Annotated in this window: 15 protein-coding genes, 1 tRNA gene and 2 pseudogenes; 6 read left to right on the top strand and 12 right to left on the bottom strand. The window is 63.9% G+C overall.

Annotated elements, in window-relative coordinates; all coding sequences use genetic code 11:
• Nucleotides 1-61 precede the first annotated feature (61 nt).
• Nucleotides 62-649: a HutD/Ves family protein gene (locus tag LK440_RS02245; protein ID WP_005015790.1), complete on the top strand. Its 588-nt coding sequence runs from the start codon at nt 62-64 to the stop codon at nt 647-649.
• Entirely contained in the window at nt 646-2,025 is a 1,380-nt protein-coding gene (locus LK440_RS02240) for a formimidoylglutamate deiminase (protein WP_005015791.1), read from the top strand. The genes LK440_RS02245 and LK440_RS02240 overlap by 4 nt, the downstream gene beginning before the upstream one ends.
• A gap of 504 nt (nt 2,026-2,529) precedes the next feature.
• On the opposite strand, the gene LK440_RS02235 is transcribed toward LK440_RS02240, so the two are convergent.
• On the bottom strand, nt 2,530-2,676 hold the full coding sequence (locus LK440_RS02235) for a hypothetical protein (RefSeq protein WP_153566140.1): 147 nt from the start codon (nt 2,674-2,676) through the stop codon (nt 2,530-2,532).
• Nucleotides 2,677-2,750: 74 nt separating this feature from the next.
• Between LK440_RS02235 and LK440_RS18165 the strand changes: the two are divergent.
• The 3 genes and pseudogenes from LK440_RS18165 (at nt 2,751) to kdsA (ending at nt 12,553) form a co-directional block, all read left to right on the top strand.
• Nucleotides 2,751-10,279 (top strand): annotated as a pseudogene (locus LK440_RS18165) (SDR family NAD(P)-dependent oxidoreductase).
• Nucleotides 10,280-10,347: 68 nt separating this feature from the next.
• Nucleotides 10,348-11,688, top strand: a complete 1,341-nt coding sequence (locus LK440_RS02215; RefSeq protein WP_005015794.1) for an aminotransferase class I/II-fold pyridoxal phosphate-dependent enzyme — start codon at nt 10,348-10,350, stop codon at nt 11,686-11,688.
• A 13-nt stretch (nt 11,689-11,701) separates the two neighbouring features.
• Nucleotides 11,702-12,553 (top strand): 3-deoxy-8-phosphooctulonate synthase, encoded by an 852-nt coding sequence (gene kdsA / locus LK440_RS02210; protein ID WP_005015796.1) that lies wholly within the window; start codon nt 11,702-11,704, stop codon nt 12,551-12,553.
• A gap of 11 nt (nt 12,554-12,564) precedes the next feature.
• Here kdsA and LK440_RS02205 read toward each other — a convergent pair whose 3' ends face one another.
• From LK440_RS02205 to LK440_RS02195, 3 genes are all read right to left on the bottom strand, one after another.
• Complete coding sequence (locus tag LK440_RS02205) at nt 12,565-13,830, bottom strand: capsule biosynthesis protein (RefSeq protein ID WP_005015799.1); 1,266 nt, start codon at nt 13,828-13,830, stop codon at nt 12,565-12,567.
• 61 nt (nt 13,831-13,891) lie between these two features.
• Entirely contained in the window at nt 13,892-15,895 is a 2,004-nt protein-coding gene (locus LK440_RS02200; protein WP_172583108.1) for a capsular polysaccharide biosynthesis protein, read from the bottom strand.
• A gap of 109 nt (nt 15,896-16,004) precedes the next feature.
• Nucleotides 16,005-16,922, bottom strand: a complete 918-nt coding sequence (locus LK440_RS02195; RefSeq protein WP_370510778.1) for an IS481 family transposase — start codon at nt 16,920-16,922, stop codon at nt 16,005-16,007.
• On the opposite strand from LK440_RS02195, the pseudogene LK440_RS02190 reads away from it, so the two are divergent.
• A pseudogene (locus LK440_RS02190) lies at nt 16,922-17,775 on the top strand (IS3 family transposase). The gene LK440_RS02195 and the pseudogene LK440_RS02190 overlap by 1 nt on opposite strands.
• On the opposite strand, the gene LK440_RS02185 reads toward LK440_RS02190, so the two are convergent.
• The 8 genes from LK440_RS02185 to LK440_RS02150 form a co-directional block, all read right to left on the bottom strand.
• Nucleotides 17,772-18,626, bottom strand: a complete 855-nt coding sequence (locus LK440_RS02185; RefSeq protein ID WP_005015804.1) for an LTA synthase family protein — start codon at nt 18,624-18,626, stop codon at nt 17,772-17,774. The pseudogene LK440_RS02190 and the gene LK440_RS02185 sit on opposite strands and share 4 nt — an antisense overlap.
• Entirely contained in the window at nt 18,619-19,413 is a 795-nt protein-coding gene (locus LK440_RS02180; protein WP_005015806.1) for an SDR family NAD(P)-dependent oxidoreductase, read from the bottom strand. The genes LK440_RS02185 and LK440_RS02180 overlap by 8 nt, the downstream gene beginning before the upstream one ends.
• A gap of 215 nt (nt 19,414-19,628) precedes the next feature.
• Nucleotides 19,629-20,579, bottom strand: a complete 951-nt coding sequence (locus LK440_RS02175) for an IS481-like element IS481 family transposase (RefSeq protein ID WP_005015810.1) — start codon at nt 20,577-20,579, stop codon at nt 19,629-19,631.
• A 98-nt stretch (nt 20,580-20,677) separates the two neighbouring features.
• Nucleotides 20,678-21,628: an IS481-like element IS481 family transposase gene (locus tag LK440_RS02170; protein ID WP_005015811.1), complete on the bottom strand. Its 951-nt coding sequence runs from the start codon at nt 21,626-21,628 to the stop codon at nt 20,678-20,680.
• A 457-nt stretch (nt 21,629-22,085) separates the two neighbouring features.
• Nucleotides 22,086-22,161 (bottom strand) — tRNA-Lys (locus LK440_RS02165).
• A gap of 69 nt (nt 22,162-22,230) precedes the next feature.
• On the bottom strand, nt 22,231-23,028 hold the full coding sequence (locus tag LK440_RS02160; RefSeq protein WP_005015812.1) for a MetQ/NlpA family ABC transporter substrate-binding protein: 798 nt from the start codon (nt 23,026-23,028) through the stop codon (nt 22,231-22,233).
• 39 nt (nt 23,029-23,067) lie between these two features.
• Nucleotides 23,068-23,721: a methionine ABC transporter permease gene (locus LK440_RS02155; protein ID WP_005015813.1), complete on the bottom strand. Its 654-nt coding sequence runs from the start codon at nt 23,719-23,721 to the stop codon at nt 23,068-23,070.
• Nucleotides 23,702-24,766, bottom strand: a complete 1,065-nt coding sequence (locus LK440_RS02150; protein ID WP_005015815.1) for a methionine ABC transporter ATP-binding protein — start codon at nt 24,764-24,766, stop codon at nt 23,702-23,704. Before LK440_RS02150 ends, LK440_RS02155 begins: the two co-directional genes overlap by 20 nt.
• Between the last annotated feature and the right edge of the window lie 26 nt (nt 24,767-24,792).

The raw sequence follows: 24,792 nt of genomic DNA, 5'->3' as shown, positions 1-24,792 counted from the left end.
AGAGGCGGCCCGGCTCTGCCTATCATGGAAGCAGTCATCTCTCTTTCATGACAGCCTCAGCATGATGCTCCACTTTTTCGACACGGCCACCGTCGCCGCCACCCCGTGGCGCAATGGCGGCGGCACCACGCGCGAACTCGCCTGCTTCCCGGCCGGCGCCGCCATGGACAGCTTTGCCTGGCGCATCAGCATCGCCGACATCGACGCCGACGGCCCCTTCTCCGCCTTTGCGGGCATTGACCGCGTCATCACCTTGCTCGATGGCGACGGAGTGCGCCTCTATACCGAGGACGGCCGCATCGATCACCGGCTCGACGCGCCGCTGGCCCCGTTTTCCTTTGCCGGCGAAGAGCCCATCCTGTCCTCGCTGCTGGGCGGGCGCACACGCGACTTCAATGTCATGACGCGCCGCCAAGGGTGGCAGGCCGAGGTGCAGATCTTGCGGGCGAATGCAACCCTCGCCCCTGCCGGCGGCAGCCTGGTCTATGCCTGCAGCGGCCGTTGGACCGTGGCCGGTTCGCACGCGCTTGGGCCCGGACAGGGCGGCTTCTGGACCACGGACGCAGGCGCCCTACCCTTGGCGGCCGACAGCGAGGGCGCGGCACTGATTGCCGTGCGCCTGACCCCGTTGGCCGGAGCCCGGGCATGAACGCCCTCCATGCCCAACACGCACTGCTGCCCGACGGCTGGGCCCGCGATGTGCTGCTGCAGTGGGATGACGATGGCCGCCTGACCTCGGTGCAGCCGGGCATACCCGCCGGGACGTGGCCGCAGGCCGACGGGCCGCTGCTGCCGGCCATGCCCAATCTGCATTCGCATGCCTTTCAGCGCGCCCTGGCCGGCCTGACCGAATACCGCGGGCAGGCCCGTGACAGCTTCTGGAGCTGGCGCACCCTGATGTATCAGTTCGCCAACCGCCTGGATCCGCAGGCCCTGGAGGACATCGCAACCTGGCTCTACATCGAGATGCTGCAAGCGGGATATGGCAGCACCTGCGAGTTCCATTACGTGCACCATGACGCCGACGGCCGCCCCTACGCCGATGACGCGACGCTCAGCCTGGCCTTGCTGGCGGCGGCCCGCCGCAGCGGCATGCGCTTGACGCTACTGCCGGTGCTTTATCAAACCGCAGGCTTTGGCGGCCAGCCGCCCAACGATGGCCAGCGCCGCTTTATCCGCAGCACCGACGACATGCTGCGCTTGCTCGAGCGCCTCAACCCGCATTGTCAGGCGCAGGACGCCGTGCTGGGCCTGGCGCCGCACTCGCTGCGCGCCGTCCCACCGGACAGCCTCGGCCCGGCCCTGGCCGGACTGGACGCCATCGCGCCGGGCGCCCCGGTGCACATCCACATCGCCGAGCAGATCAAAGAGGTGGAGGACTGCCTGGCCTGGAGCGGGCAGCGCCCCGTGCGCTGGCTGCTCGACCACGCGCGCGTCGATGATCGCTGGTGCCTGGTCCATGCCACACACCTGGACGAAGAAGAGATCCGCCTGGCTGCGGCCAGTGGCGCGGTCGCGGGTCTGTGCCCCACCACCGAAGCCAATCTCGGCGACGGTATTTTTCCGTTCAGCGCCTGGCGCGAGGCCGGCGGCGCATGGGGCCTGGGCTCGGACAGCCATATCTGCGTGGATGCCGCTGAAGAAATTCTCATGCTGGAGTATAGCCAGCGTCTGGCCAGCCGCCAGCGCAATGTCGGCGCCCTGCCCCATTGCCCACAGGTGGCACAAGCCCTGATGCAGCAAGCGCTCGATGGCGGGGCGCGAGCATCAGGCCGGCCCGGCAGCGCGCAGTTGCGCGCGGGCGGACTGGCTGACTTCTTCACCCTGGACACCCGTCTGGCCGCACTGGCGGATTTCTCGCCCGAGCAGATGTTGGCTTCGCATGTGTTTGCTGCCAGCCGCAGCAACACCCGGCGCTCGGCCTGGATAGGCGGGCGCCAATACGTCGAGTCGGGCCGGCATCACCTGGCCGACAAAGCCGCCCAGGCCTTTATCGCCGCGCGCCGCACACTGCTGGCAGCCTGACTCAGGCTGTCCGACCCCTCGCGGCCGGACAGCCGAAATTATAAAAAAAGGCGCGTGGAGTGGCAGAAGCAAATTGTGGTCTCTTATCACCGGGAGTAGCCTGAGCAAGTCCAGCTGAGGATACTCTTGCGCCGCGACCGGAAAATGCAAGGCGAGCCGGCATTTGGTACCCATATTTATCCGGCATGGTCTCCCCCGTTTTGGGTAACCAAGAGAGAAACATCAATCCAAGGCAATCTTGCCGAGCAACATCTTGCGTGATCCAAATTCAAACGGAATAAACCCTGGCAACGTTTGACGCAGGCTGGGCCGAATCAGTGCGCATAATGCAGGCAACTCCTGCGAATGTGACGAATCATGCTGAAACTCAATATTGGTGCAATACCAGTGACGGGTCAGCCGCAAACCAGATCGATGGGGCTTCAGCCTACACACTATGAATCTACCAACTGCGTCTGGCACAGCGGCAATGGCCGGCTGCGCCAGACGCCTTGCCGTTTGCTCTCAACGGCAGGATTGCACCGACGGCATGCCGATCTCTCGAACGACCAGACTCGGGCAGTGACGCTGCAACGCACGCCGCGCTGCCGCTCGCAGTCTCTGAGCGACCTCCTGTTGTCGGTAGGCCAGGCTGCGCACGTTCTCTCTCAAGCGGGCCTCAGGTCCGCAGATGGCTCGCGCCTGCCTCAGGCAGGCCGGCAATGCCCGAGCGGAAAAGACCTTACATGACTAAACGCGTAGCGATCATCGGCCTGGCCTTCCGTTTTCCGGGGACCAGCACCGAACACTATTGGTCCGACCTGCTCGATGGCAAAAACCTGATCACCCAGGTCGACGCAACACGCTGGTCCGAGGATGCCTATCTGCATCCTGACAAGAACCACCCAGGCTCCGCCTATACGCGTGCAGCAGGTTCTCTGGGGGATGTATCCCAGTTCGACGCCAATTTTTTTGGTATTTCGCCACGCGAAGCCTCGCTCATGGATCCGCAACAACGGCTGTTGCTGGAGATGAGCTGGGAGGCGCTGGAGGACGCCGGCGTCAAACCCACCCACCTGCGCGGCTCCAACTGCGGCGTGTACATCGGCATTTCCAGCGCCGACTATGCCTATCGGATGTCGGAAGACCTGGGGGCCATCGACGCGTCCACGGCCACCGGCAACACCGCCAGCATCGCCGCCAATCGCCTGTCGTATTTTTTTGATCTGCGCGGCCCCAGCATTGCGCTGGACACGGCCTGCTCCTCGTCGATGGTGGCGCTTCACCAGGCCTGCCGCGCCATTCAAAGCGGAGAGTGCACCTACGCGTTGACCGGTGGCATCAGCCTGCATTTGCACCCCTACGGTTTCATTACCTTCTCGAAAGCGTCCATGCTCTCGCCCAGCGGCCAGTGCAATGTGTTCGACGCCTCCGGCGATGGATACGTGCGCTCGGAAGGCGGCGGCATCTTCGTCCTCAAAGACTATGACCAGGCCCTCGCCGACGGCGACCGCATCCTGGCCGTCGTGGCGGCCACCGCGATCAACACCGATGGCCGCAAAGCCGGCCTGACCGTGCCCAGCGCCGAAGCGCAGGCCGACTTGCTGCGCCACGTCTACGCGCAAGCCGGCATTTCGCCGGCCGAACTCGACTATCTCGAAGCCCATGGCACGGGCACCTCGGTCGGCGACCCGATCGAAACCCGCGCTATCGGCGCGGCACTAGGCAAGCGCCGCCCGGTCACGCAACCCCTGCCCATCGGGTCCGTCAAGAGCAACCTCGGCCACCTGGAGCCCGCCTCGGGCGTGGCCGGGCTGGTCAAGGCCATTTACGCGTTGAATCACCGTGTGGTGCCAGCGACCATCGGCGTGCGCACGCTCAACCCCAACATTGCGTTTGACGACTGGAACATCGAGGTCGCCACGCAGAACCGCCCCCTCAAGCCGCAAGGCAAGCTCACCATCGGCGTGAACTCCTTCGGCTTTGGCGGCGCCAACGCGCACGTCATCCTCGAAAGCCCGCCCTGCGTGGCCGAACCCTCGGCCACCAAGCTGGTCAAGAACGCACCCGTTCCGTTGATCGTCAGTGGCAAGACACAACAAGCCTTGCGGGACGCCGCCGCCGCCATGGCCCAGCGCCTGCGGCAGGACACCGTCCGCCCGCTCTACGACGTGGCGTATCACGCCGCGTTACGGCGCGACTGGCAGCCGCATCGCGCCCTGGTGTTTGCCAGCGACAGGCTGCGCGCCGCCGATGACCTGCAGTTGCTGGCCGAGGACCGCGCGCCCAAATACCGGGTCGCCACCGAAACCGTGCAGGCTGACGCGCGCGGCCCGGTGTTTGTCTACTCGGGCAATGGCTCGCAATGGGCGGGCATGGGCAAGCGCCTCATGGCCGACCCGGTGTTTGCGTCGGCCGTGCACGAAGTCGATGCGCTGTTTTCCGAACATGCCGACTTCTCGCCTGCCGCCGAGCTGAGCAGCCTCAGCGCCAATGAGCGCTATGACTTCACCGAAATCGCACAGCCGACCTTGTTTGCGCTGCAGGTCGGCATCACCCGCATGCTGGCGCAACGCGGCGTGGTTCCGGCCGCGACGATGGGGCATAGCGTGGGCGAAGTCGCCGCTGTCTGGGCCTGCGGCGCCCTGTCGCTGCCCGATGCCGTGCGTGTCATCTACCACCGCAGCCGGCTGCAAGGGCTGACCAAGGGCAAGGGCCGCATGACGGCCGTGGGCATCAGCGCCGCGGAAACCGAGGCCCTGATTGCCGAACTGAAACTGGGCCGTGGCCTGTCCATAGCCGGAGCCAACAGTTACCGCGGCGCGACCGTGGCAGGCGATCCGGCCTTGCTCGACGTCTTGGAGGCCGCGCTTGGCGAGCGCAGCATCTTCCATCGCCGTCTGAGCCTGGACTATGCCTTCCATAGCGCGGCGATGGACCCCATCGAAGGTGGCATCCAACAGTCGCTGGCCGACATCAAGCCGCGCGACGTGAATATCCCTTTTTACTCTTCCGTCAGCGGCCAGGCCTAACCCGGGCGGGCGCTCAATGCCGCCTACTGGTGGCGCAACGTGCGCCTGCCCGTGCTGTTTGAGCCCGCCTGCGCATCGGCCATCGCCGACGGGTTCAATAGCTTCGTGGAAATCGGCCCTCACCCCGTCCTGCGAGGTTATCTCAAGGATGCCCTGCATACCGCCGGGGCGACGGGCCGCATCCTGATCACGGCGTCGCGCGGCAGCGATGACCCCGAAAAAATCCACGACGTGGCCGCGCAACTGATCCTCAGCGGCGCCGATGTCGATTGGGGCACGCTCTTTCCCTGGCAAGGCGAGCACGCCAACCTGCCCGCCTACCCCTGGCAGCGCGAGCGTCACTGGCATGCCATCACAGCCGAGTCGCCCTTGCTGCTCACGCGCAAGCGCGCCCATCCGCTGCTGGGCTATCGCCATGCGCAGCACCCCGGGCTGTGGGAGAACGTGCTCGACACCCAGTTGCAGCCATCGCTGGCCGACCACGTCGTGGGCGAGGCCGTCGTCTTTCCCGGCACAGGTTTTGCCGAGCTGGCCCTGGCCGCTGCCCTGCAATCCCATCCCGGCGACTACGCCGATATCGAAGAGCTGGAAATCCGGGCGCCGCTCTTGCTGGCGGCCTCGCCCAGCAAGCGTCTGCGTTTTGAACTGGACGAGGCCGATGGCCGGTTTCGTATCCTGGCGCGCGAGCAAGGCAGCCAAGAGCCCTGGACACCCCACGCCAGCGGCCGCATCCGCCAAGAGGCCGGCGCGATCGGCTTAGGCCAGATCCCTGCGCTGAACATCCCGACGCGCCCGCCCGACTTCGACCGGCATGACCACGAGCGCCTCACGCGCGCGGTCGGCCTGGACTATGGCACGGCTTTCCGCGCCGTCGCGCATGGCTGGAACGAATCCGCCGACAGCGTACTCGCCGTCCTGCAACCCGACGCCAGCCTGGCCGCCGAACTGGCCAGCACGCATCTGCATCCGGCGCTTCTGGATTGCAGCTTCCAACTCATTATTCAGTTGCTCAAGGATGATCCGGCCATCGGGCAGGGCATCGCTTTCGTGCCGGCCAAGATTGGCCGCCTGAGCCTGCATGCCGGGCAAGGCCAACCCAGCTATGCACGCGCACGCCTGCGGCGGCGTGCTCCGCACTCCCTGACAGCGGACTTCGTTCTGTTCGATGCCCAGGGCCGGCCCCTGGCCAGTGTGCGCGACGCGCGCTTTCGCAGCATCCGGCTGAGCAAAGGCGCAGGCGAGCACCTGGACGTCATCGACTGCGTGCTCACGCCCCGCCCCCATCCGCTGGCGCCGGCGGCGGACAACCCGCTGCAGACGAGCGCTCTGCTGCGCGACATCGAGCGCATGCTCGAGACGACCGCGCAACGCGCCAACGACCGGTATGCGCAAGAGGTCGACCCCTTGCTCGAGAGCCTGTGCGACCGGCTGTCGCTGGAAGCCTTGCGCGCCCAGGCCTCGGGCGGGCTGACACTGTCGGCGGCGCTCATCGAGCGGCGTCTGCGTCGCGCCCCGCAGACGGTGGCGCTGTTCGAGCACGTGTTGCAGCGTTGCGTGGCCGCCGGTGTAGCGCAGCCCGCGCCCACCGGCTGGACCTTGCCCCCTGACGAGGAAGGCCAGCCAACCGCAGCCGACATCTGGAACAGCCTGCTGCGCGAGTACCCCGATTACTTCCCGGCCATCTACGCCGCCGGCCGCGTCGGCCAGCATTTGACTGCCCTTTTGCAAGGCAAGGCCGAGGTCGACGACATCATCCCGCTTGCGGTGACACCGACTGCCGTCAGCCGCCTGCTGCTGGGCGCGGAAACCGGACAGCAACTCGCCGCCGTTCTGGAGATCGCGCAAGGCGCGCCGTTGATCGGGCCGGCCTGCTGCGCGTCGATGGACTTTGGCGTGGCCGACTATAGCTATGCCTGCCCAGACAGCCAGGCCATCGATGACGCCCGCCACGCGCTGATGGACAGCTTCCCCGATGCCAGCGCGATACTGCTGAACGACGAGACCCTTGCCTCGCCCGCAGCGCGCTATGACCTGATCATTGTCCACTGCGAATTCGACACCCTGCATGCCTGCCAGCAGGCCTTGAACTACGCGCGCGCCAGCCTCAAACCGGACGGCAAACTGCTGTTGCGAGGCACCCATCCTTCGCCCTGGCTGGACTTCGTCTTTGGCGGCCGCCCGCAATGGTGGCAAGGCGCCGACAACGTCACGGCCTTGCCGCCGGCCAGCCGCTGGCAGCAATGGCTGCATGACCAGGGCCTGGCTTGCGAACCCGTCATCGAACTGACCGCCAGCCCCTATACGGGTGCCTATCTGCTGCTTGCCAGTCTGCCTGCGGCGCAGCCCCTTGTCCCGGCGGCCGATATCCGCCGCCAACTGATCTTGGCCAGCGCAGCCGGGCCTGACCAGGCCCTGGCCCAGGCCCTGCACACCGAGCTGCAGGCGCAGGGCCAACTCAGCCAGCTCGCTTCGGGCAACACAGCCGATCAACTGGATGCCCTCATTCAGGACACACAGAACCGGCATGGCCCGTTGCACGACATCCTGCTGCTGGACGGCTGGGGAGCGGATAGCGCCGACGATGCCGCCCGCCTGCACGCGCAGGTCCAGCGTTGCGCGTTGGCCGCCGCGCTCACGCAGGCCTGCGAACGCACCGCGACAGCCGCCACGATCTGGATCGTCACCCGCAACGCCGGGGTCTCCATGGGCGGCGGCACCCCTCAAGACCCGGCCATCGGCGACGCGGCCCTCTGGGGCTACGGGCGCACGCTGGCCAACGAAGCCTCCAATTACCGCATCCGGCTGGCGGATCTGCCGCAAGGCACCGCCGCCATTGCCGCGCTTGCCCGCGAGGTGCGCTACCCCGACGCCGAAGACGAGGTGCTGTTTGGCGCGCTGGGCGAGCGTTTTGCCCCGCGCCTGCGGGTGGTGCCCCCCCCCCAAGGCCGCTAAGCCCCAGCCCCGCCACTCCCAATGCCAGCCGCCTGGGGTTTTCCTTTCCCGGCCAGTTGCGCAATCTGCGCTGGGAAAGCTACACCGCGGCCGCCCCCCAGGATGATCAGATCGAGGTCCAGATCCACGCCACCGGGCTGAACTTCCGCGACGTGATGTATTCGCTTGGGCTGCTGTCCGACGAAGCCATCGAAAACGGCTTTGCCGGCCCCAGCCTTGGCCTGGAGTTCGCCGGCGTGGTGAGCCGGATCGGCCCGGCCGTGACGCAATACCGCGTGGGCGAAGCGGTCGTGGGCTTCGGCCCGGCCAGCTTTGGTGACCGCGTGCTCACGCGCGCGGCCGCCATCTCGCGGATTCCGGCCAACTTCTCTTTTGAAGCGGCGGCCACCATCCCCAGCACCTTCTTCACGGTCTACTACGCCTTGCATCACCTGGCGCACCTGCAGGAAGGCGAAAAAATCCTCATCCACGGTGCCGCGGGCGGCGTGGGCATTGCAGCCATCCAATTGGCCCAATGGCTGGGTGCCGATATCTATGCGACGGCCGGCTCCGAAGAAAAACGGGATTTCCTGCGCATGATGGGCGTGGCCCACGTCTACGACTCGCGTTCGCTGGCCTACGCCGACGAGATCCTGGCCGAGACCGGCGGCCAAGGCGTGGACGTCGTGCTCAACTCCCTGGCTGGCGAAGCCATCAACCGCAATCTCCAGGTCCTGCGGCCCTTTGGCCGCTTCCTGGAACTGGGCAAGCGCGACTTCTACGAAAACACCCGCATCGGTCTGCGCCCGTTCCGCAACAACATCAGTTATTTCGGTATCGACGCCGATCAGCTGATGAACGAACGCCCCGACCTGACGCAGCGCCTGTTCGGCGAGATGATGCAATTGTTCGCCGACGGCGCACTGCACCCCCTGCCCTACACCGTGTTTGACGCCAACGACGTGGTAGACGCCTTCCGCTACATGCAGCAGGCGCGCCAGATCGGCAAGATCGTTGTGACGTACCGCCATGGCATCCGGCGCCTGCACCGGCCGGCCGACCCGCCCGCCGAGCCGCTGGTCCTGGCCGCCGATGCCAGCTATCTGGTCACGGGAGGCCTGGGCGGTTTCGGGCTGCGCACCGCGCAATGGCTGGTCGAAAAAGGCGCCCGGCACCTCATCCTCATCAGCCGCAGCGGCCCCCAGAGCGACCAGGCCAAGGAAGCCCTTGCTGCCTTCAAGGCTGCGGGCGTGTCGGTACATGCGGCGGCCTGCGACGTCACCGACCGCGATGCCTTGCAGAAACTGCTGGCCCACACCGGCCGCAGCATGCCGCCCCTGCGCGGGCTGGTGCATGCCGCCGTGGTGATCGACGACGGCCTGGCGCGCAATACCTGCGCCGCGCAGATCGAACGTACCATGGCCGCCAAAGTGCTGGGGGCCTATCACCTGCATGCGCTCACCCGCGACGCGGCACTCGATTTCTGCGTCTACTACTCGTCGGCCACCACCCTGTTCGGCAACCCTGGGCAGAGCAACTACGTCGCCGCCAATATGTGGCTGGAAGCCCTGGCCATGCACCGCCGCGCCAGCGGCCTGCCCGCGACCTGCGTGCGCTGGGGCGCCATCGACGATGTCGGCTTTCTGGCGCGCAATGAAGCCATCCGCGACGCCCTGCAAAGCCGCATGGGCGGCTCGGCCATTCCTTCAGGCGAGGCGCTGGCCGCGCTGGAGGTCATGCTGCAGACTCGCAGCAACGGCCTGGCCGTTCTGGAGTTGGACTGGCACGCCCTGAACCGCTTCCTGCCCACGGCCAGCGCCCCCAAGTTCAGCAGCCTGGCTCGCCGCGCAGGAGACAGCGACCACGATGCTGGCGACGCCAATGACATCGCTCATCTGCTGGCCACGCTGGACGACACGGCGCTGCAGGCCGCCTTTGGCGACATGCTCAAGACCGAAATCGGCGAGATCCTGCGCGTTTCCGCCGACAAGATCGACCCGGAGCGGTCGATCTACGACATGGGCCTGGATTCGCTGATCGGGGTGGAACTCATCGTCGCGCTGGAAAACCGCTTCGGCATCCGGTTACCCGTCATGGCCTTGTCCGAAAGCCCGACCGTCAACAAACTGGCCGGCCGTCTCATTTTGCTGTTGCGCGGAGAGCCCGCCGCCACGCCAGGCGACCACGTCGCCTCGACCGTCGAGAAGTTGGTGGCGGATCACGCCGCAGATGTTTCGGCCACTGCCATCGACGCGTTCGTCGCGGACCTCAAAAGCGGCGAGGCCGACGGCCCGCAGCGTATGATTCAGTAAACCCTTTCCGGCCAGGCCCGGGTCAACAGACCCGGGCCTGGCCGATTTGCCCTGTACCTATCCGCATCGTGAGCAAACCCAAACTACCCGGCCTGGCGGCGGGGCTGAAAGACAAGTTGATACAGCAGGCCCTGGAGCGCAAGCTGCGCCAGGCCGCGCCTGCTGTGGACGCCGCGGCCGCGCCTCGCCCGAGCAGCCACCGGCATGCCATTGCGGAAGAGTTCTATAAATTTCATCTGCATCCCAGCTACAAGCAATTGCGCATCCTCAACGATGGCGCCGCCCGGCTCGGCCTGCAGAATCCGTTCTTCAAGCTGCATGAAGGCACCGCCAGCGACCAGACACGCATCGGCGGCCAGACCTACATCAACTACTCCAGCTACAACTACCTGGGCTTGTCCGGCGACCCCATCGTCAACGACGCGGCCAAGCAAGCCATCGATCGTTATGGCACGTCGGTCTCGGCCAGCCGCCTGGTCTCGGGCGAGCGCCCGATTCACCGCGAACTGGAGCTCGAGATCGCGCGCCTGTATGGCGTGGACGACGCCGTCACCTTCGTCAGCGGCCACGCCACCAACGTATCGACCATCGGCCACTTGTTCGGCCCGCGCGACCTCATCCTGCATGACGAGCTGATCCACAACAGCATCCTGCAAGGCATCCAACTGTCTGGTGCCCGGCGCCTGCCCTTTCCGCACAATGACTGGAGCACGCTGGACAACCTGCTCGACGAACAGCGCCACCAGTTCGAGCGCGTCCTCATCGTGCTCGAAGGCATCTACAGCATGGACGGCGACTACCCCGACCTGCCGCGCTTCATCGAGCTCAAGCGTCGCCATCGCTGCTTCCTCATGGTCGACGAAGCGCACTCCCTGGGCGTCATGGGCCCGCGCGGCCTGGGCATTCGCGAGCACTTCAACCTGGATGGCGGCGACGTCGACATCTGGATGGGTACCCTCAGCAAAACCCTGGCCGCCTGCGGCGGCTATATCGCCGGCGAAAGCGCCCTGGTCGAACACCTGAAATTCCTGGCACCGGGGTTTCTGTACAGCGTCGGCATGCCGCCGCCGGTGGCCGCCGCCGCGCTCGCGGCGCTCAAGCGCATGCATGACGTGCCCGAACGGGCCCGGGTCCTGCAGACCCGCGGCAGGCAGTTTCTGACACAGGCGCGTGCCGCCGGGCTGGACACCGGCACCAGCGAAGGCCTGGCCGTCGTGCCTGTCATCGTCGGCAGCTCGCTCAAGGCAACCCGCCTGTCGGCCCAGTTGTTCGAACAGGGCATCAACGTCCAACCCATTCTTTACCCGGCCGTGCCCGAGAAAGTCGCTCGTCTGCGCTTTTTCATATCATTCATGCACACCGAAGAACAAATTCAGCAAACCATCCGCAAATTGAAAGCCCTGCTCTGAACCGAGAATCCAAATGACGCTCAGCATTCACATCACGGACACCATCCGCTGCGCCAACGAATCGCCCCTTGTGCTCTTTGGCGGCATCAATGTCCTGGAATCCGAAGACCTGGCCCTCAACGCCTGCGCCGAATATGTGCGTGTCACCCAGAAACTGGGCATCCCCTACGTCTTCAAGGCCAGCTTCGACAAAGCCAACCGCTCCTCCATCCACTCGTACCGCGGCCCGGGCCTGGAAGCCGGCATGCGCATCTTCGAGAAGGTCAAAGCGGAGTTCGGTGTGCCTGTCATCACCGATGTGCATGAACCCTGGCAAGCCCCCGTCGTCGCCGAAGTCGCCGACGTCCTGCAACTGCCGGCCTTTCTGGCGCGCCAGACCGACCTGGTCGTCGCCCTGGCCCGGACCGGCAAAGTCATCAACATCAAAAAACCGCAGTTTCTCAGCCCTTCGCAAATGGTCCACATCACGGAAAAATTCCGTGAAGCCGGCAACGAGACACTCATTCTCTGCGACCGCGGCACCTGCTTCGGCTACGACAACCTGGTCGTCGACATGCTCGGGTTTGACGTCATGAAAAAAACCACAGGCGGCCTGCCGGTCATCTTCGACGTCACCCACGCCCTGCAACAGCGTGACCCGGGTGGAGCCGCCTCAGGCGGCCGGCGCCAGCAAAGCGCCCAACTCGCACGCTCGGCCATGGCCCTGGGCCTGGCCGGCCTCTTCCTGGAAGCCCATCCTGATCCGGCCAACGCACTGTGCGACGGCCCAAGCGCGCTGCCGCTCGCCCAATTGGAGCCCTATCTGGCGCAGATCAAGGCCATCGACGACCTCGTCAAGAACCTGCCGCCGCTGTGCATCGAATAAGCCAGGCCAGATCAGGAACTGGCCAGCTCCGACTGGCGCTCCAACGCTCCTAGAACTGGATCCAGCCTTGCCCACGGCTGCGACAGTCGGGGCAGAGCGTTTTCCACTGCCATATCGATGCCTCGCTGGCAGTAGAACCCTCCGTTGATCTGGGTAGCGTGGATGACCACATTACGGAAAGCATGGAAAAGCGCGTCCTCGGGCACGGAGTATTCAGTCCAGAAGCAGTCTAGCCCATGCTGGAACGTGAGCCCTGGCAAGGAATAGATGGCGGGTGCCAACGCAATCGTCGGACATCCGTGAGCCAACGAGGAGCCGCCTACGGTGCTATTGATCGTCACCACCCCGGTTGCATGCGACAGCAGGGTGGGCAGATGCCCACTCTCCAGATAGTGCACCCGGTCTTGCAAGCCGTACTCGACGGCAAGACGCCGAGTGTACGCTCGATAGTCAACGAAGCCAGGATCCAAGGGATGGTTCTTGATTACCAGCGCAGTGCGCACCGGCGCGTGCCGCACGAAAGAGCGCATCACATGGCCCAAGGCATGGCGCATGTCCTCGAACGGGGAGTGCCACCGAATTTGGGCGTCGGAGCCCAGTTGCAGAGGAAAGAGGAAGAACGGCTGCCGTTCGCTGACCGCCACGACACTGGCGATGGTCCGCGCATCGGCGCCCCGACGTCGATAAACACGCCAGCCGCGCCTCGCATAGCTGAGATACTCCGCCAGCGGATTGTGAGGGACATGGCTGCAGTAACCCGGGTACAGCAGCGGATTCAGGCCGGCCCAGACGTTATATCCCACGTCATGAGCCGCGCGTTGCCAGAAGGGAGATGCAAACGGCAGGCCATTGCCATATCTGGGCACTTTGCGGGCGGCATCGCAATACCACTGGGGATCGCGCGGCAACGATGAATGCGCATTCACCCCGCCCTGCTCCATCGTCACCCAATAAGGCCGAAAATATCCTTCATCAAACACATGGACGCGCACGCCCTTGCTGCGCGCCAGCAAAACAGCAGGCCGATGTACCGGGCGGCAATCACCGAACAGCATGACATCGGTGATGCTCCGGCTAGCGAATAGCTCGGAATAGAAAGCCGACAAGGCCGGCATTCCCGAACGATAGGCCACCGCCCCGTCCTTTTGCCAATACACTGTGTCGCCCACGGTGAAGTTCACCTTGACGACCTCATGTCCCAGGGCCCGCAACCGCATCCCCATACGCGCAAAAAACGGCGAACACACGCCCTGCAGAAATAAAAATGAACGCTTCATCGACTGCTCTGCTTCGCGCACCTTCCTTCAGTGCGAACTCCCTTTTTTGTGTGGCGACGGCTTAACCCTGCAGCCGGAATTCGCCCTTGACGTACATACAAATTTTTCTGAGTAGCCGCCCTGCCAGCCGAGGTGTCGTCGGCGCGCGCTCGCGGGCCCGGGCGAGCTGACCGATGGCGGACTCGCAGCGCGTGTAGCCCTGGAACTTCCGATCCCAATACAGCGGGTAATGCAAGAGCGCGCCGGCAACTAGCTCATCGAGCTGCAGGTCGCGTTTGCGGCGCGGCAACGGGTGATGGTCCCGAGTCAACCCCCAGCCTGCGTAGAACGGCGCGCCATATACCGTGACGCTCTTGCCACGTAAGAGGGCGTCGAAGCCGGACAGCGAAGTCATGGTGTGTACCGCGTCCGCCGCTTCGATGCAGCTCACGACCGAACAGCACGTCTCCACTCGGTCCGCCCATTGCGCCGCCTCCTCCAGGCAGACCCAGCCGGCGCGGTTCTTCACCATGACATCGGGATGCGGTTTGTAGACGATGTAGGCTTGCGGCTCGGCAATCCTGGCTTCGCGCAACAAGGCTAGATTCGTGGCAACAGCCGTGCATCCCGAGAGGATGGATGCATCGTCTTCGACCTGACCCGGCACCAGAACCACCTTGCGCCCGCCGGCATCCCAGTCCGGCATCCGACGCGGCTCAACGTTGTACTTGGTTAGCCCCTGCTCGACAATGGTCTGGCGCACTGCACGGGCACGCGCGAGATCGTCTTCACTGAAGGCGCGAGTGTTCAGCAGAGTTTCCAAAGCCGAAGGCTGGCGCGGATCGAAATACAGCCCCTGCTCGTCCAGCACCAGCGACAATGGCGGCACGAAATCCGAACCCAGTCCCACCGACCGCAAAAAACCATCTTCCATACGCACCAGGCGTGCCGCGCTGCTGCGGGCCAACAAAGCCAGCTCCGGCGCGGGGTCCGCCCCCCATATAATCAGTCGATCCTGCGGACCCGGCTTCAGGGCAACGGCCTCGCCGACATTGCGTACAAAACGCACCCGAGACGCATCCAGACCCAGCAAGGGCCGCACGTTTGATGCCTTCAAGCGCCGGAAACCCACGGCGATGCTGCGGCCCCGCTCGCGAGCGGTCTGCTCGCGCTGCCGCACCAGCCACTCGATCACGTCGAAGATCGTGCCTCGCTCATGCGTGTGCGGGTTGAGATAGCGCGTATAGTCGAAGTAAGCTGCGGCAAACAGCTCTTCCATGCTGCGCGAACGTCCCCGCAGCAGCGCGCGCCGCCTATCATCGGTCAGCCCCCATCCTGAATACCAAGGCGTGCCAAAACAAGTCACCGGTTTGCCGGCCATTAACGCTTCGAAACCCATGTGCGAAGACACCACGTACACACGGTCGACCATAGGCATCAGGCTAAGCGGGTTGAGATCTTCGTGCAGTATGCTGACATCGGCATCGATCGTGCCCAGATAGCCCGCCTTACGACCGCCATTGACTTCGGGATGTGTCTTGACGTAGATCCGGGAGCCAGGATTCTCCCGGATCGCCGCGCGCAACATCGTCTCGAACACCTCGGGCGATCCCCCTGCCTGCCGCACACTCATATCGCCACGCGTCTGATCCACTACCAGCACAGCAAGTCGCACGTCCCCCAGTCTCCCGGCCGGCGCGTCTGGCGCATGGTTGTACTTGCTGAGTCGATGCGCCAGTATCAGCTCCCGCGCACAGCGCACTTCGTGCACGCGACCCACCAGCAGATCTTTGTCGGACTCCAGCATCATGGCCAGCGTCCCGGGGCGCGACGCGTCGTAGTAAATACCCTCCACGTCCATCACCATCGACAACGGAGGCGTCGTCGGCCCCGGCGCATAAGAACGCAGAAAGCCGTCTTCCAGAGCAAAAAAAGGCAGGCCGTGGCGCAGCGCGTAGTTGCGCGCGTGGTGCGTGCTCGGCCGCATCCCCCACCCAACAATGGCGCTCAGGCCTGTGACTGGTGTGCGTCGGTTACAGGCTTGCACGGGCTGGCCCAAAAAGACATCCAGATACGGGATGCGCAATATGCCTTTTGAGAAAACACCAATCATTGGCCAAAACGGCGCAGGCGGCACTGTGGTCACGGAGGAGACTCCAATCATTTAGTGGAGGCATGTCCGCCGGCGCAGCCGCCTAGCTGTGAACTGTCAATAGGTTGTATTCGTCCAGGTTGAGTCTGGAGATGGGTACAGCGCGCCCGATGCCTTGGTGGGGTCGATGCCAGTTGTAGTGGTGTAGCCAGGATTTCATGGCATCGGCTCGGTGTTGGGAGTTCTGGTAGGTGTGAGCGTAAGCCCACTCACGCAAGGCCGACTGGATGAAGCGTTCGGCCTTGCCATTGGTCTGTGGGCGGTAAGGTCGGGTAAAGCGGTGCTTGATGCCCAGCTCATGGCACAGCGCGGCGAAGGCGCGGCTGCGAAAGGCCGAGCCATTGTCGGTGAGCAAGCGCTGGATGGTCACGCCCAGGCGCTGGTAGTAGGCCACTGCGTCCTTGAGGAACTGGACGGCGCTGGGGAAGCGCTCGTCGGGGTGGATGTCGGTGAAGGCCACGCGGGCGTGGTCATCGATGGCCACGAAGACGAAGTCCCAGCCGGCCCCCTCAACGGTATCGCGTCGGTTGCCCGTGACCCGGTGGCCAGGGCGCTGGATACGTCCCAGCTTCTTGATGTCGATGTGCAGCAGATCGCCGGGGGCCTGATGCTCGTAGCGCACCACCGGCTCGGCCGGCTCCAGGTCGGCCAGGTGCGACAGACCGGCGCGGGCCAGGACGCGGCTGACGGTGCTGGCTGACACGCCCAGCGCCTGGGCGATGCGCGCTTGGGTCAGCCGCTTGCGGCGCAGCTCCACGATAGCCAGCGCCTTGGCCGGCGCAATCGCTCGGGGCGAGACCGTCGGGCGCGAGGACGCATCGGCCAAGCCCGCCTGGCCCTGAGCCAGGAAGCGGCCCAGCCATTTGCGCACAGTCGGCGCGGTGACCCCATAGGCGCGGGTGACCTGCTCCCCGTGATTAGTACGAAATCGATGTAGAGTCCGTTCCCAAAGGAATGGCAATGAAGAAACGATTTACGGAAGAGCAAATCATCGGCGTGCTCAAGGAAGCCGATGCAGGTGCCAAGCCCGCAGAGTTGTGCCGCAAGCACGGAATCTCCGAGGCAACGTACTACAACTGGAAGGCGAAGTTCGGTGGCATGACGGTGTCGGACGCTCAGAGGCTCAAGGAGCTGGAGCAGGAGAACAACAAGCTCAAGAAGCTGTTGGCCGAGTCGATGCTGGACAAGGCGGCGCTTCAGGATCTGCTAAGCCGAAAGTAGTCAGCCCGCAGGCCAAACGCGAGGCGGTCAGGACATTAATGACCGAGCGCGTGGTTCGCCCAGCGGCAATCGCGCCGAATCAGAGTTGGTCAATGGACTTTGTGGCCGACGGCCTAGCCTATGGCCGCCGATTCCGCTGTTTGACTATCGTCGATGACTACACTCGCGAATGCCTGGCCATCGAGGTCGATACGTCGTTGCCGGGACTGCGTGTTGCCATGGTGCTGCAACGGCTGGCGGAGATGCGTGGCCTGCCGCGATCTATTACCGTGGACAACGGGCCAGAGTTCGCCGGAAGAGCCTTGGACGCCTGGGCCTACCAAGCAGGCGTAAAGCTGTCGTTTATTCGGCCGGGTAAGCCGGTGGAGAACGCTTATATCGAAAGTTTCAACGGCAAGTTCCGCGACGAATGCCTTAACGAGCACTGGTTCTTGTCCCTGCGACAGGCTAAAAGCTTGATCGAAAACTGGCGAGTCGAGTACAACACCGATCGGCCTCACAGCGCGCTCGGATATTTAACGCCGGCGCAATTCGTGCAGGCTCATCAGAAAGAAGGTCTTTTACCCCTGGGCTCTATGTCGGTGCCGTACTAAATCTGGGGGCAGGTCAGCCTCGCCGCGACCTCCAACTGCCCATACGCAACAGACTCAGCGCAGAGTTGGTCAAAATTAGAGAGCACGTCCTTTTTGACGATCGGGAAGGCGCGCCGCACATCGAAGAACGATTCACTCTGAATGCACACGAGATCAGGCAACTCAGTCAGCGGAACGCCCACTGCCTTAGCTGCGAATGGCGCCTGCTCCTGCAAGAAAGCGATGGGCTCACGCTCTGCTTTCGCATAAGCCCACAGGGCAGCGATCAACCCCAGGCGCCGCAAATCGTTGTCCGCATCGAAATCCACGACCACCCGCCGGCCAGCCCATTTGGCGCTCAATACGCCCACTACGCACAGACCGATGACCAGCAGGGTCAAGGGCAACGGCGCCACGCCTGGCGCCGCTGGTGACCCGTCGGCGCCACTGAGGATCGATGGCTCCAACGCCAGTCCCGCCCACAGCGCCACGCCATAGCCCGCGGCAGCGGCCAGCGCATTCCACACGCCAAAAAACGGTACGTACAAACGGGGATGTTTTATCGCGTCCGTGAAGTACTCGAAATCGGGGTAAACGAACGGTTCCTGCAAAGCCTGGTACTTCGCGCGGCTGACCAGAACGATCACGAGTTGAATCGCCAGGACGTTGACCACCGCGAAGTAAGGCCTGCGAAACAGGGCCAGCTCCAGCCCAAACGCGACGAGCCAAACCGCGACATGTATCAGGTTGGCGGCTGCCGGACGCCGCCAGGGCGCGGCCGGTCGGGGCAGCAGCAGGGATTCCATCAGCCAGCCAAGCAGCAGGCCGATTGCAACGGGCGGCAGCAGAGGCAGCCAGAGCGACTCAAGCACCGTAGCCCATCCTGCGCAGAATCCAGCCTGACACGGCGGGATGAATGACAGCCAGCAAAAAGCAGCCGAGATTCAGCGGGAAAGGGAAACTGATGCGCGACCGATTGGCGCGCAGCCCCAGGCGTATGACACGCGCTGCCTTGGGCGCGCCCCACAAGAAGGGTTTGGGGCCTGGCATGTCAAAACACATTTGCGATTCGACGTAGCCGGGCATCACGACATTGATGCGCACCCCCTCGCCGGCCAGGTTATCGCGCAATGCCTCGCCATAGACTTTTACCGCCGCCTTGCTGGCGCTGTAGCTGGGCGTCTCGGGCAGGCCGCGCCAGGCGGCCAGCGAACTGATCAAGGCAATCTGGCCGGTGCGACGCGCGCGCATGCTCGGCAATACGCCATGCACAGTCGCGAAGACGGCCCGCACGTTGACATCCAGCAAACGCAGTACGTCCGGCCAGTTTTCGCCGGCGTTGGCCGGGCCGACATCGATGTTGACGCCAGCGTTGGCCACGACCAGATCAAGGTCGTTGCGCGCGCACACATCTTGCAGCCATCGGGTCAGTGCCTCATGGTCTCGAAGGTCCAGTACCCGGGTCTCGACGTGCACGCCCATGGCCGAAAATTCTGTCGCCAGCTCCTGTAGCCGCGCTTCGTTGCGGCCTTGCAGGATCAGGGTACGAGCGCCGGACTGTGCGTACTCGCGGGCAAGGGCGGCTCCGATGCCACCGGTCGCCCCCGTGATCAGCACGGTAGCGGGATCTCTTTGCCGGATACCGTTTGGATTCGTCATGCGCCCATTCCGTTTATGGTTGCTTAAATCCAATCAGGAGGACGGCAATACAGCAAAAAAACCGCATGAATTGCGCTGCATACAACGGCAATGCCCGCGCCGCTTCTAACGCGAAGGCAAGAACATCCAAATACGAATGGTATTTCTCTGAAATATTGCACGATGAGCGCCGGGCGGCTAAGGGCCTGATTTCCCTGGTTAGCTGAAGATCCCCGCTAGATGTGAACTGTCAATAGGTTGTATTCGTCCAGGTTGAGTCTGGAGATGGGTACAGCGCGCCCGATGCCTTGGTGGGGTCGATGCCAGTTGTAGTGGTGTAGCCAGGATTTCATGGCATCGGCTCGGTGTTGGGAGTTCTGGTAGGTGTGAGCGTAAGCCCACTCACGCAAGGCCGACTGGATGAAGCGTTCGGCCTTGCCATTGGTCTGTGGGCGGTAAGGTCGGGTAAAGCGGTGCTTGATGCCCAGCTCATGGCACAGCGCGGCGAAGGCGCGGCTGCGAAAGGCCGAGCCATTGTCGGTGAGCAAGCGCTGGATGGTCACGCCCAGGCGCTGGTAGTAGGCCACTGCGTCCTTGAGGAACTGGACGGCGCTGGGGAAGCGCTCGTCGGGGTGGATGTCGGTGAAGGCCACGCGGGCGTGGTCATCGATGGCCACGAAGACGAAGTCCCAGCCGGCCCCCTCAACGGTATCGCGTCGGTTGCCCGTGACCCGGTGGCCAGGGCGCTGGATACGTCCCAGCTTCTTGATGTCGATGTGCAGCAGATCGCCGGGGGCCTGATGCTCGTAGCGCACCACCGGCTCGGCCGGCTCCAGGTCGGCCAGGTGCGACAGACCGGCGCGGGCCAGGACGCGGCTGACGGTGCTGGCTGACACGCCCAGCGCCTGGGCGATGCGCGCTTGGGTCAGCCGCTTGCGGCGCAGCTCCACGATAGCCAGCGCCTTGGCCGGCGCAATCGCTCGGGGCGAGACCGTCGGGCGCGAGGACGCATCGGCCAAACCCGCCTGGCCCTGAGCCAGGAAGCGGCCCAGCCATTTGCGCACAGTCGGCGCGGTGACCCCATAGGCGCGGGCCGCTTCAGGCACACAAACTTGATGGGCGATCAATTGCTGGACCATTTCGAGGCGACGTAGGAAGGTCAATCGGGCATGCTTATGGGTGTTCATCCGGCCGGGCTCCTTGAGTGAACTGGGGGGTTGGCGATTTCCAGTTTCTCAAATCCGGTTCGGATGAACCATGCATACAACCTATTGAATCTTCACAGCTAGATGTGAACTGTCAATAGGTTGTATTCGTCCAGGTTGAGTCTGGAGATGGGTACAGCGCGCCCGATGCCGTGGTGGGGTCGATGCCAGTTGTAGTGGTGTAGCCAGGATTTCATGGCATCGGCTCGGTGTTGGGAGTTCTGGTAGGTGTGAGCGTAAGCCCACTCACGCAAGGCCGACTGGATGAAGCGTTCGGCCTTGCCATTGGTCTGTGGGCGGTAAGGTCGGGTAAAGCGGTGCTTGATGCCCAGCTCATGGCACAGCGCGGCGAAGGCGCGGCTGCGAAAGGCCGAGCCATTGTCGGTGAGCAAGCGCTGGATGGTCACGCCCAGGCGCTGGTAGTAGGCCACTGCGTCCTTGAGGAACTGGACGGCGCTGGGGAAGCGCTCGTCGGGGTGGATGTCGGTGAAGGCCACGCGGGCGTGGTCATCGATGGCCACGAAGACGAAGTCCCAGCCGGCCCCCTCAACGGTATCGCGTCGGTTGCCCGTGACCCGGTGGCCAGGGCGCTGGATACGTCCCAGCTTCTTGATGTCGATGTGCAGCAGATCGCCGGGGGCCTGATGCTCGTAGCGCACCACCGGCTCGGCCGGCTCCAGGTCGGCCAGGTGCGACAGACCGGCGCGGGCCAGGACGCGGCTGACGGTGCTGGCTGACACGCCCAGCGCCTGGGCGATGCGCGCTTGGGTCAGCCGCTTGCGGCGCAGCTCCACGATAGCCAGCGCCTTGGCCGGCGCAATCGCTCGGGGCGAGACCGTCGGGCGCGAGGACGCATCGGCCAAGCCCGCCTGGCCCTGAGCCAGAAAGCGGCCCAGCCATTTGCGCACAGTCGGCGCGGTGACCCCATAGGCGCGGGCCGCTTCAGGCACACAAACTTGATGGGCGATCAATTGCTGGACCATTTCGAGGCGACGTAGGAAGGTCAATCGGGCATGCTTATGGGTGTTCATCCGGCCGGGCTCCTTGAGTGAACTGGGGGGTTGGCGATTTCCAGTTTCTCAAATCCGGTTCGGATGAACCATGCATACAACCTATTGAATCTTCACAGCTAGATAGGCTGCACTAGGACGCGAGGAAGGCGCATTGTAATGCAGGCTTCGCAAGATTTCTTTTTCTTTATAATCAATTGCAACTTAATATTTAATGGCAAAGCGAACTTGCCAATATTCGTGCGGTAATCACGGCGCATTGCAAAACCGCATGACACTAAAAAAATCTGCCCGGTAAGCGCCGCATAGGCTGCGGCAGCGAGTCATGATTCCCGCCTGTTCCGGGGCTATCCGCGCCGCCTCCCTCGCGCCACGCGGCCCCGGCCACGCCGCTTTTGGCCGCCCCAAAGCAAAAGCGCCACGCATTTGCATGTGTGGCGCTTTGCAAGCCCCTGAAAAACCCAGAGGCTGTATTTGGTGGTGGGTCGTGCGCGACTCGAACGCGCGACCAACGGATTAAAAGTCCGCTGCTCTACCGACTGAGCTAACGACCCGACCGAAGCCAGAAATTATGGCTTAACTTGCCAGCTTTGTCAAAAAATCTTGCTGGCCGGGCTGTGTGCTTACCAGGCCGGGATGACAGCGCCCTTGTACTTCTTCAGGATGAACTGCTTGGTGGCGTCGCTTTGGTAGACACTAACCAGCTTTTTGATCTCGGGGCGATCCTTGTCCGCGCCACGCACGACCAGCACGTTGGCATACGGAGAATCGGGGGCTTCCTGGGCGATGGCGTCCTTGGCGGGGTCCAGTCCGGCTTCCAGCGCGAAGTTGGTATTCACGGCGGAGGCGTCGGTGTCGTCGAGCGAGCGCGGCAGCTGGGCCGCGTCCAGTTCGATGAAACGCAGCTTCTTGGGGTTTTCAATGACGTCGATGGGGGTGGCCTTCAGGCCGGCCTCGGGACGCAGTTTGATCAGGCCCTTGGATTGAAGCAGCAGCAAGGCGCGGCCACCGTTGGTCGGATCATTGGGGATGCCGATGCGTGCGCCATTGGGCAGTTGATCGAGGGACTTGATTTTCTTGCTGTAGATCCCGATGGGGAAGATCACCGTCTTGGCGACGCTAGCCAGGCCGTATTTGCGGTCGGCGTTGGCGTTATCCAGGTAGGGCTGGTGCTGATAGCTGTTGGCATCCAGATCCCCGGTAGCCAGGGCCACGTTGGGCTGGACGTAGTCGGTGAATTCGATGACCTGCAGTTGCAGGCCCTGCTTGGCGGCTTCTTCTTTGACGACTTCAAAGATTTGCGCGTGCGGGCCGGCGGTCACACCGATTTTCAGGGGTTTGTTCTGTGCCAGGGCCGGTTGGGCCAGCACGGCCGCACCCAGGGCAAGGGTGGCCAGCGACTTTAGAAACGTGTTGCTCATGTTGCGGTGGGTTCCGGTAATTGAAGGGGAAAACCGTGATCAGCGGTGCGACAGACGCCGCACCAGCCAATCACCAAAACTCTGTACGGCCTGCACAAGAACGATCAATACCAGCACGACAGCCAGCATGACCTCGGGCAAAAAGCGTTGATAGCCATAACGGATGCCCAGATCACCCAGCCCGCCGCCGCCGATGGCGCCGGCCATGGCCGAGTAACCGATGAGGCTGACGATGGTGACGATGGTCGCGGCGATCAGCCCGGGCAGGGCTTCGGGCAGCAGGACTTTGCAGATGATCTGCATGGGGCTTGCGCCCATGGCGCGCGCGGCCGTGATGAGGCCGGGATCGACCTCACGCATGGCGTTCTCAGCGATGCGCGCCATAAACGGGATGGCCGCCACCGACAACGGCACGATGGCTGCCGTCGTACCGATGGAGGTCTGCGCCACCCAGCGCGTAAACGGAATGATCGCCACCATCAGGATGACAAACGGCACCGAGCGCGTGGCATTGATGATGATGCCCAGGACGTGATTGACGGGCTGATTCTGCAGGAGCGCGCCCCGGCCGGTGACGATCAGCGTCACACCCAGCGGGATGCCGACGATCACGGCGATGCCGCCCGCCACGCCGACCATAAGCAGGGTCTCAAGCAGCGACGTGATTAACAGATCAATCAGTTGCGGACTCATGTGCGATTTCTTCTATGGTGATGTCATGGGCGGCCAGTGCTGCCAGGGCGCCCTCGATAGCTTGCGCAGCGCCTAGCGCCAATACGAACAAGGTGCCCACGGCCACGCCCTGGATATCGTCGACGCGGGCCTGAATCAGGCTGATGTCCAGCGCATGGTCGCGCGCCAGATCGGAGACAAGCGCACCGCCTGCGTCCTTGCCCGTGAGCGACAAGCGCCACAGACGCGCGGCGCGCCCGGGTTGGGCGCTGGTGTGCGTGGCGATGCGCTCACGCACGGCAGCCAGCGTGCCTTCGCTCAGCTCGGAAGCCGTCGCGGCCGAGACCATGGCGCGCGTGACGTCATGCTTGGGCGAGGCAAACACGTCCTGGGTACGGCCCATTTCGACGACCTGCCCGTGCGACAGCACGGCGACGCGATCGCAGATCTCGCGCACGACTTCCATCTGATGGGTAATCATGACGACGGTCACGCCAGTCTTGCGATTGATGTCGCGCAGCAGCGCCAGGATGTTGTGCGTGGTCTCCGGGTCCAGCGCCGAGGTCGCCTCGTCACTGAGCAATACATCCGGATCATTGGCCAGGGCTCGCGCAATCCCCACACGCTGTTTCTGCCCCCCCGAAATCTGGCTGGGGTAGCGGTCGCGCAGATGCTGCAGGCCGACCAGCGCCAGCAGCCGCTCGACCTTGGCCGGGATCTCCTGGCGCGGCACGCCTGCGATCTCCAGCGGCAAGGCCACGTTGCCGTAGACCGTGCGGCGCGACAACAGGTTGAAACCCTGAAACACCATACCGATACGGCGGCGTTGGGCCCGCAAGCGCGACTCGCTCAGGCCGGTCAACTCCTGGCCGCCTATGCTGATGCTGCCTTGGTCGGGGCGCTCGAGCAGATTGATGCACTGGACCAGCGTGCTTTTGCCCGCCCCGCTTGGCCCAATGATGCCGAAGACCTCGCCCTGCTCGATGAGCAGCTCGATGCCACGCAAGGCCTCGAAGCGGCCATGCGGCGTGGCATAGGTCTTGGATAGGTTTTGAATATGAATCATGGCATGTGATTTTGTCTTGCCGCCCT

Origin of the sequence: Bordetella holmesii (assembly GCF_020735985.1) — a bacterium.
Lineage (GTDB): Bacteria > Pseudomonadota > Gammaproteobacteria > Burkholderiales > Burkholderiaceae_B > Bordetella > Bordetella holmesii.
The sequence above is the reverse complement of the archived record's forward strand: the minus strand, read 5'-3'. Positions and strand labels throughout refer to the sequence as shown.

Bases quoted from the DNA above. Each gene is read 5' to 3' on its own strand.
- LK440_RS02240 (WP_005015791.1), top strand. From the start codon at position 646: ATGAACGCCCTCCATGCCCAACACGCACTGCTGCCCGACGGCTGGGCC.
- LK440_RS02155 (WP_005015813.1), bottom strand. From the start codon at position 23,721: ATGAGTCCGCAACTGATTGATCTGTTAATCACGTCGCTGCTTGAGACC.
- LK440_RS02245 (WP_005015790.1), top strand. From the start codon at position 62: ATGATGCTCCACTTTTTCGACACGGCCACCGTCGCCGCCACCCCGTGG.
- kdsA (WP_005015796.1), top strand. From the start codon at position 11,702: ATGACGCTCAGCATTCACATCACGGACACCATCCGCTGCGCCAACGAA.
- LK440_RS02170 (WP_005015811.1), bottom strand. From the start codon at position 21,628: ATGAACACCCATAAGCATGCCCGATTGACCTTCCTACGTCGCCTCGAA.
- LK440_RS02160 (WP_005015812.1), bottom strand. From the start codon at position 23,028: ATGAGCAACACGTTTCTAAAGTCGCTGGCCACCCTTGCCCTGGGTGCG.
- LK440_RS02205 (WP_005015799.1), bottom strand. From the start codon at position 13,830: ATGAAGCGTTCATTTTTATTTCTGCAGGGCGTGTGTTCGCCGTTTTTT.
- LK440_RS02180 (WP_005015806.1), bottom strand. From the start codon at position 19,413: ATGACGAATCCAAACGGTATCCGGCAAAGAGATCCCGCTACCGTGCTG.
- LK440_RS02150 (WP_005015815.1), bottom strand. From the start codon at position 24,766: ATGATTCATATTCAAAACCTATCCAAGACCTATGCCACGCCGCATGGC.
- LK440_RS02175 (WP_005015810.1), bottom strand. From the start codon at position 20,579: ATGAACACCCATAAGCATGCCCGATTGACCTTCCTACGTCGCCTCGAA.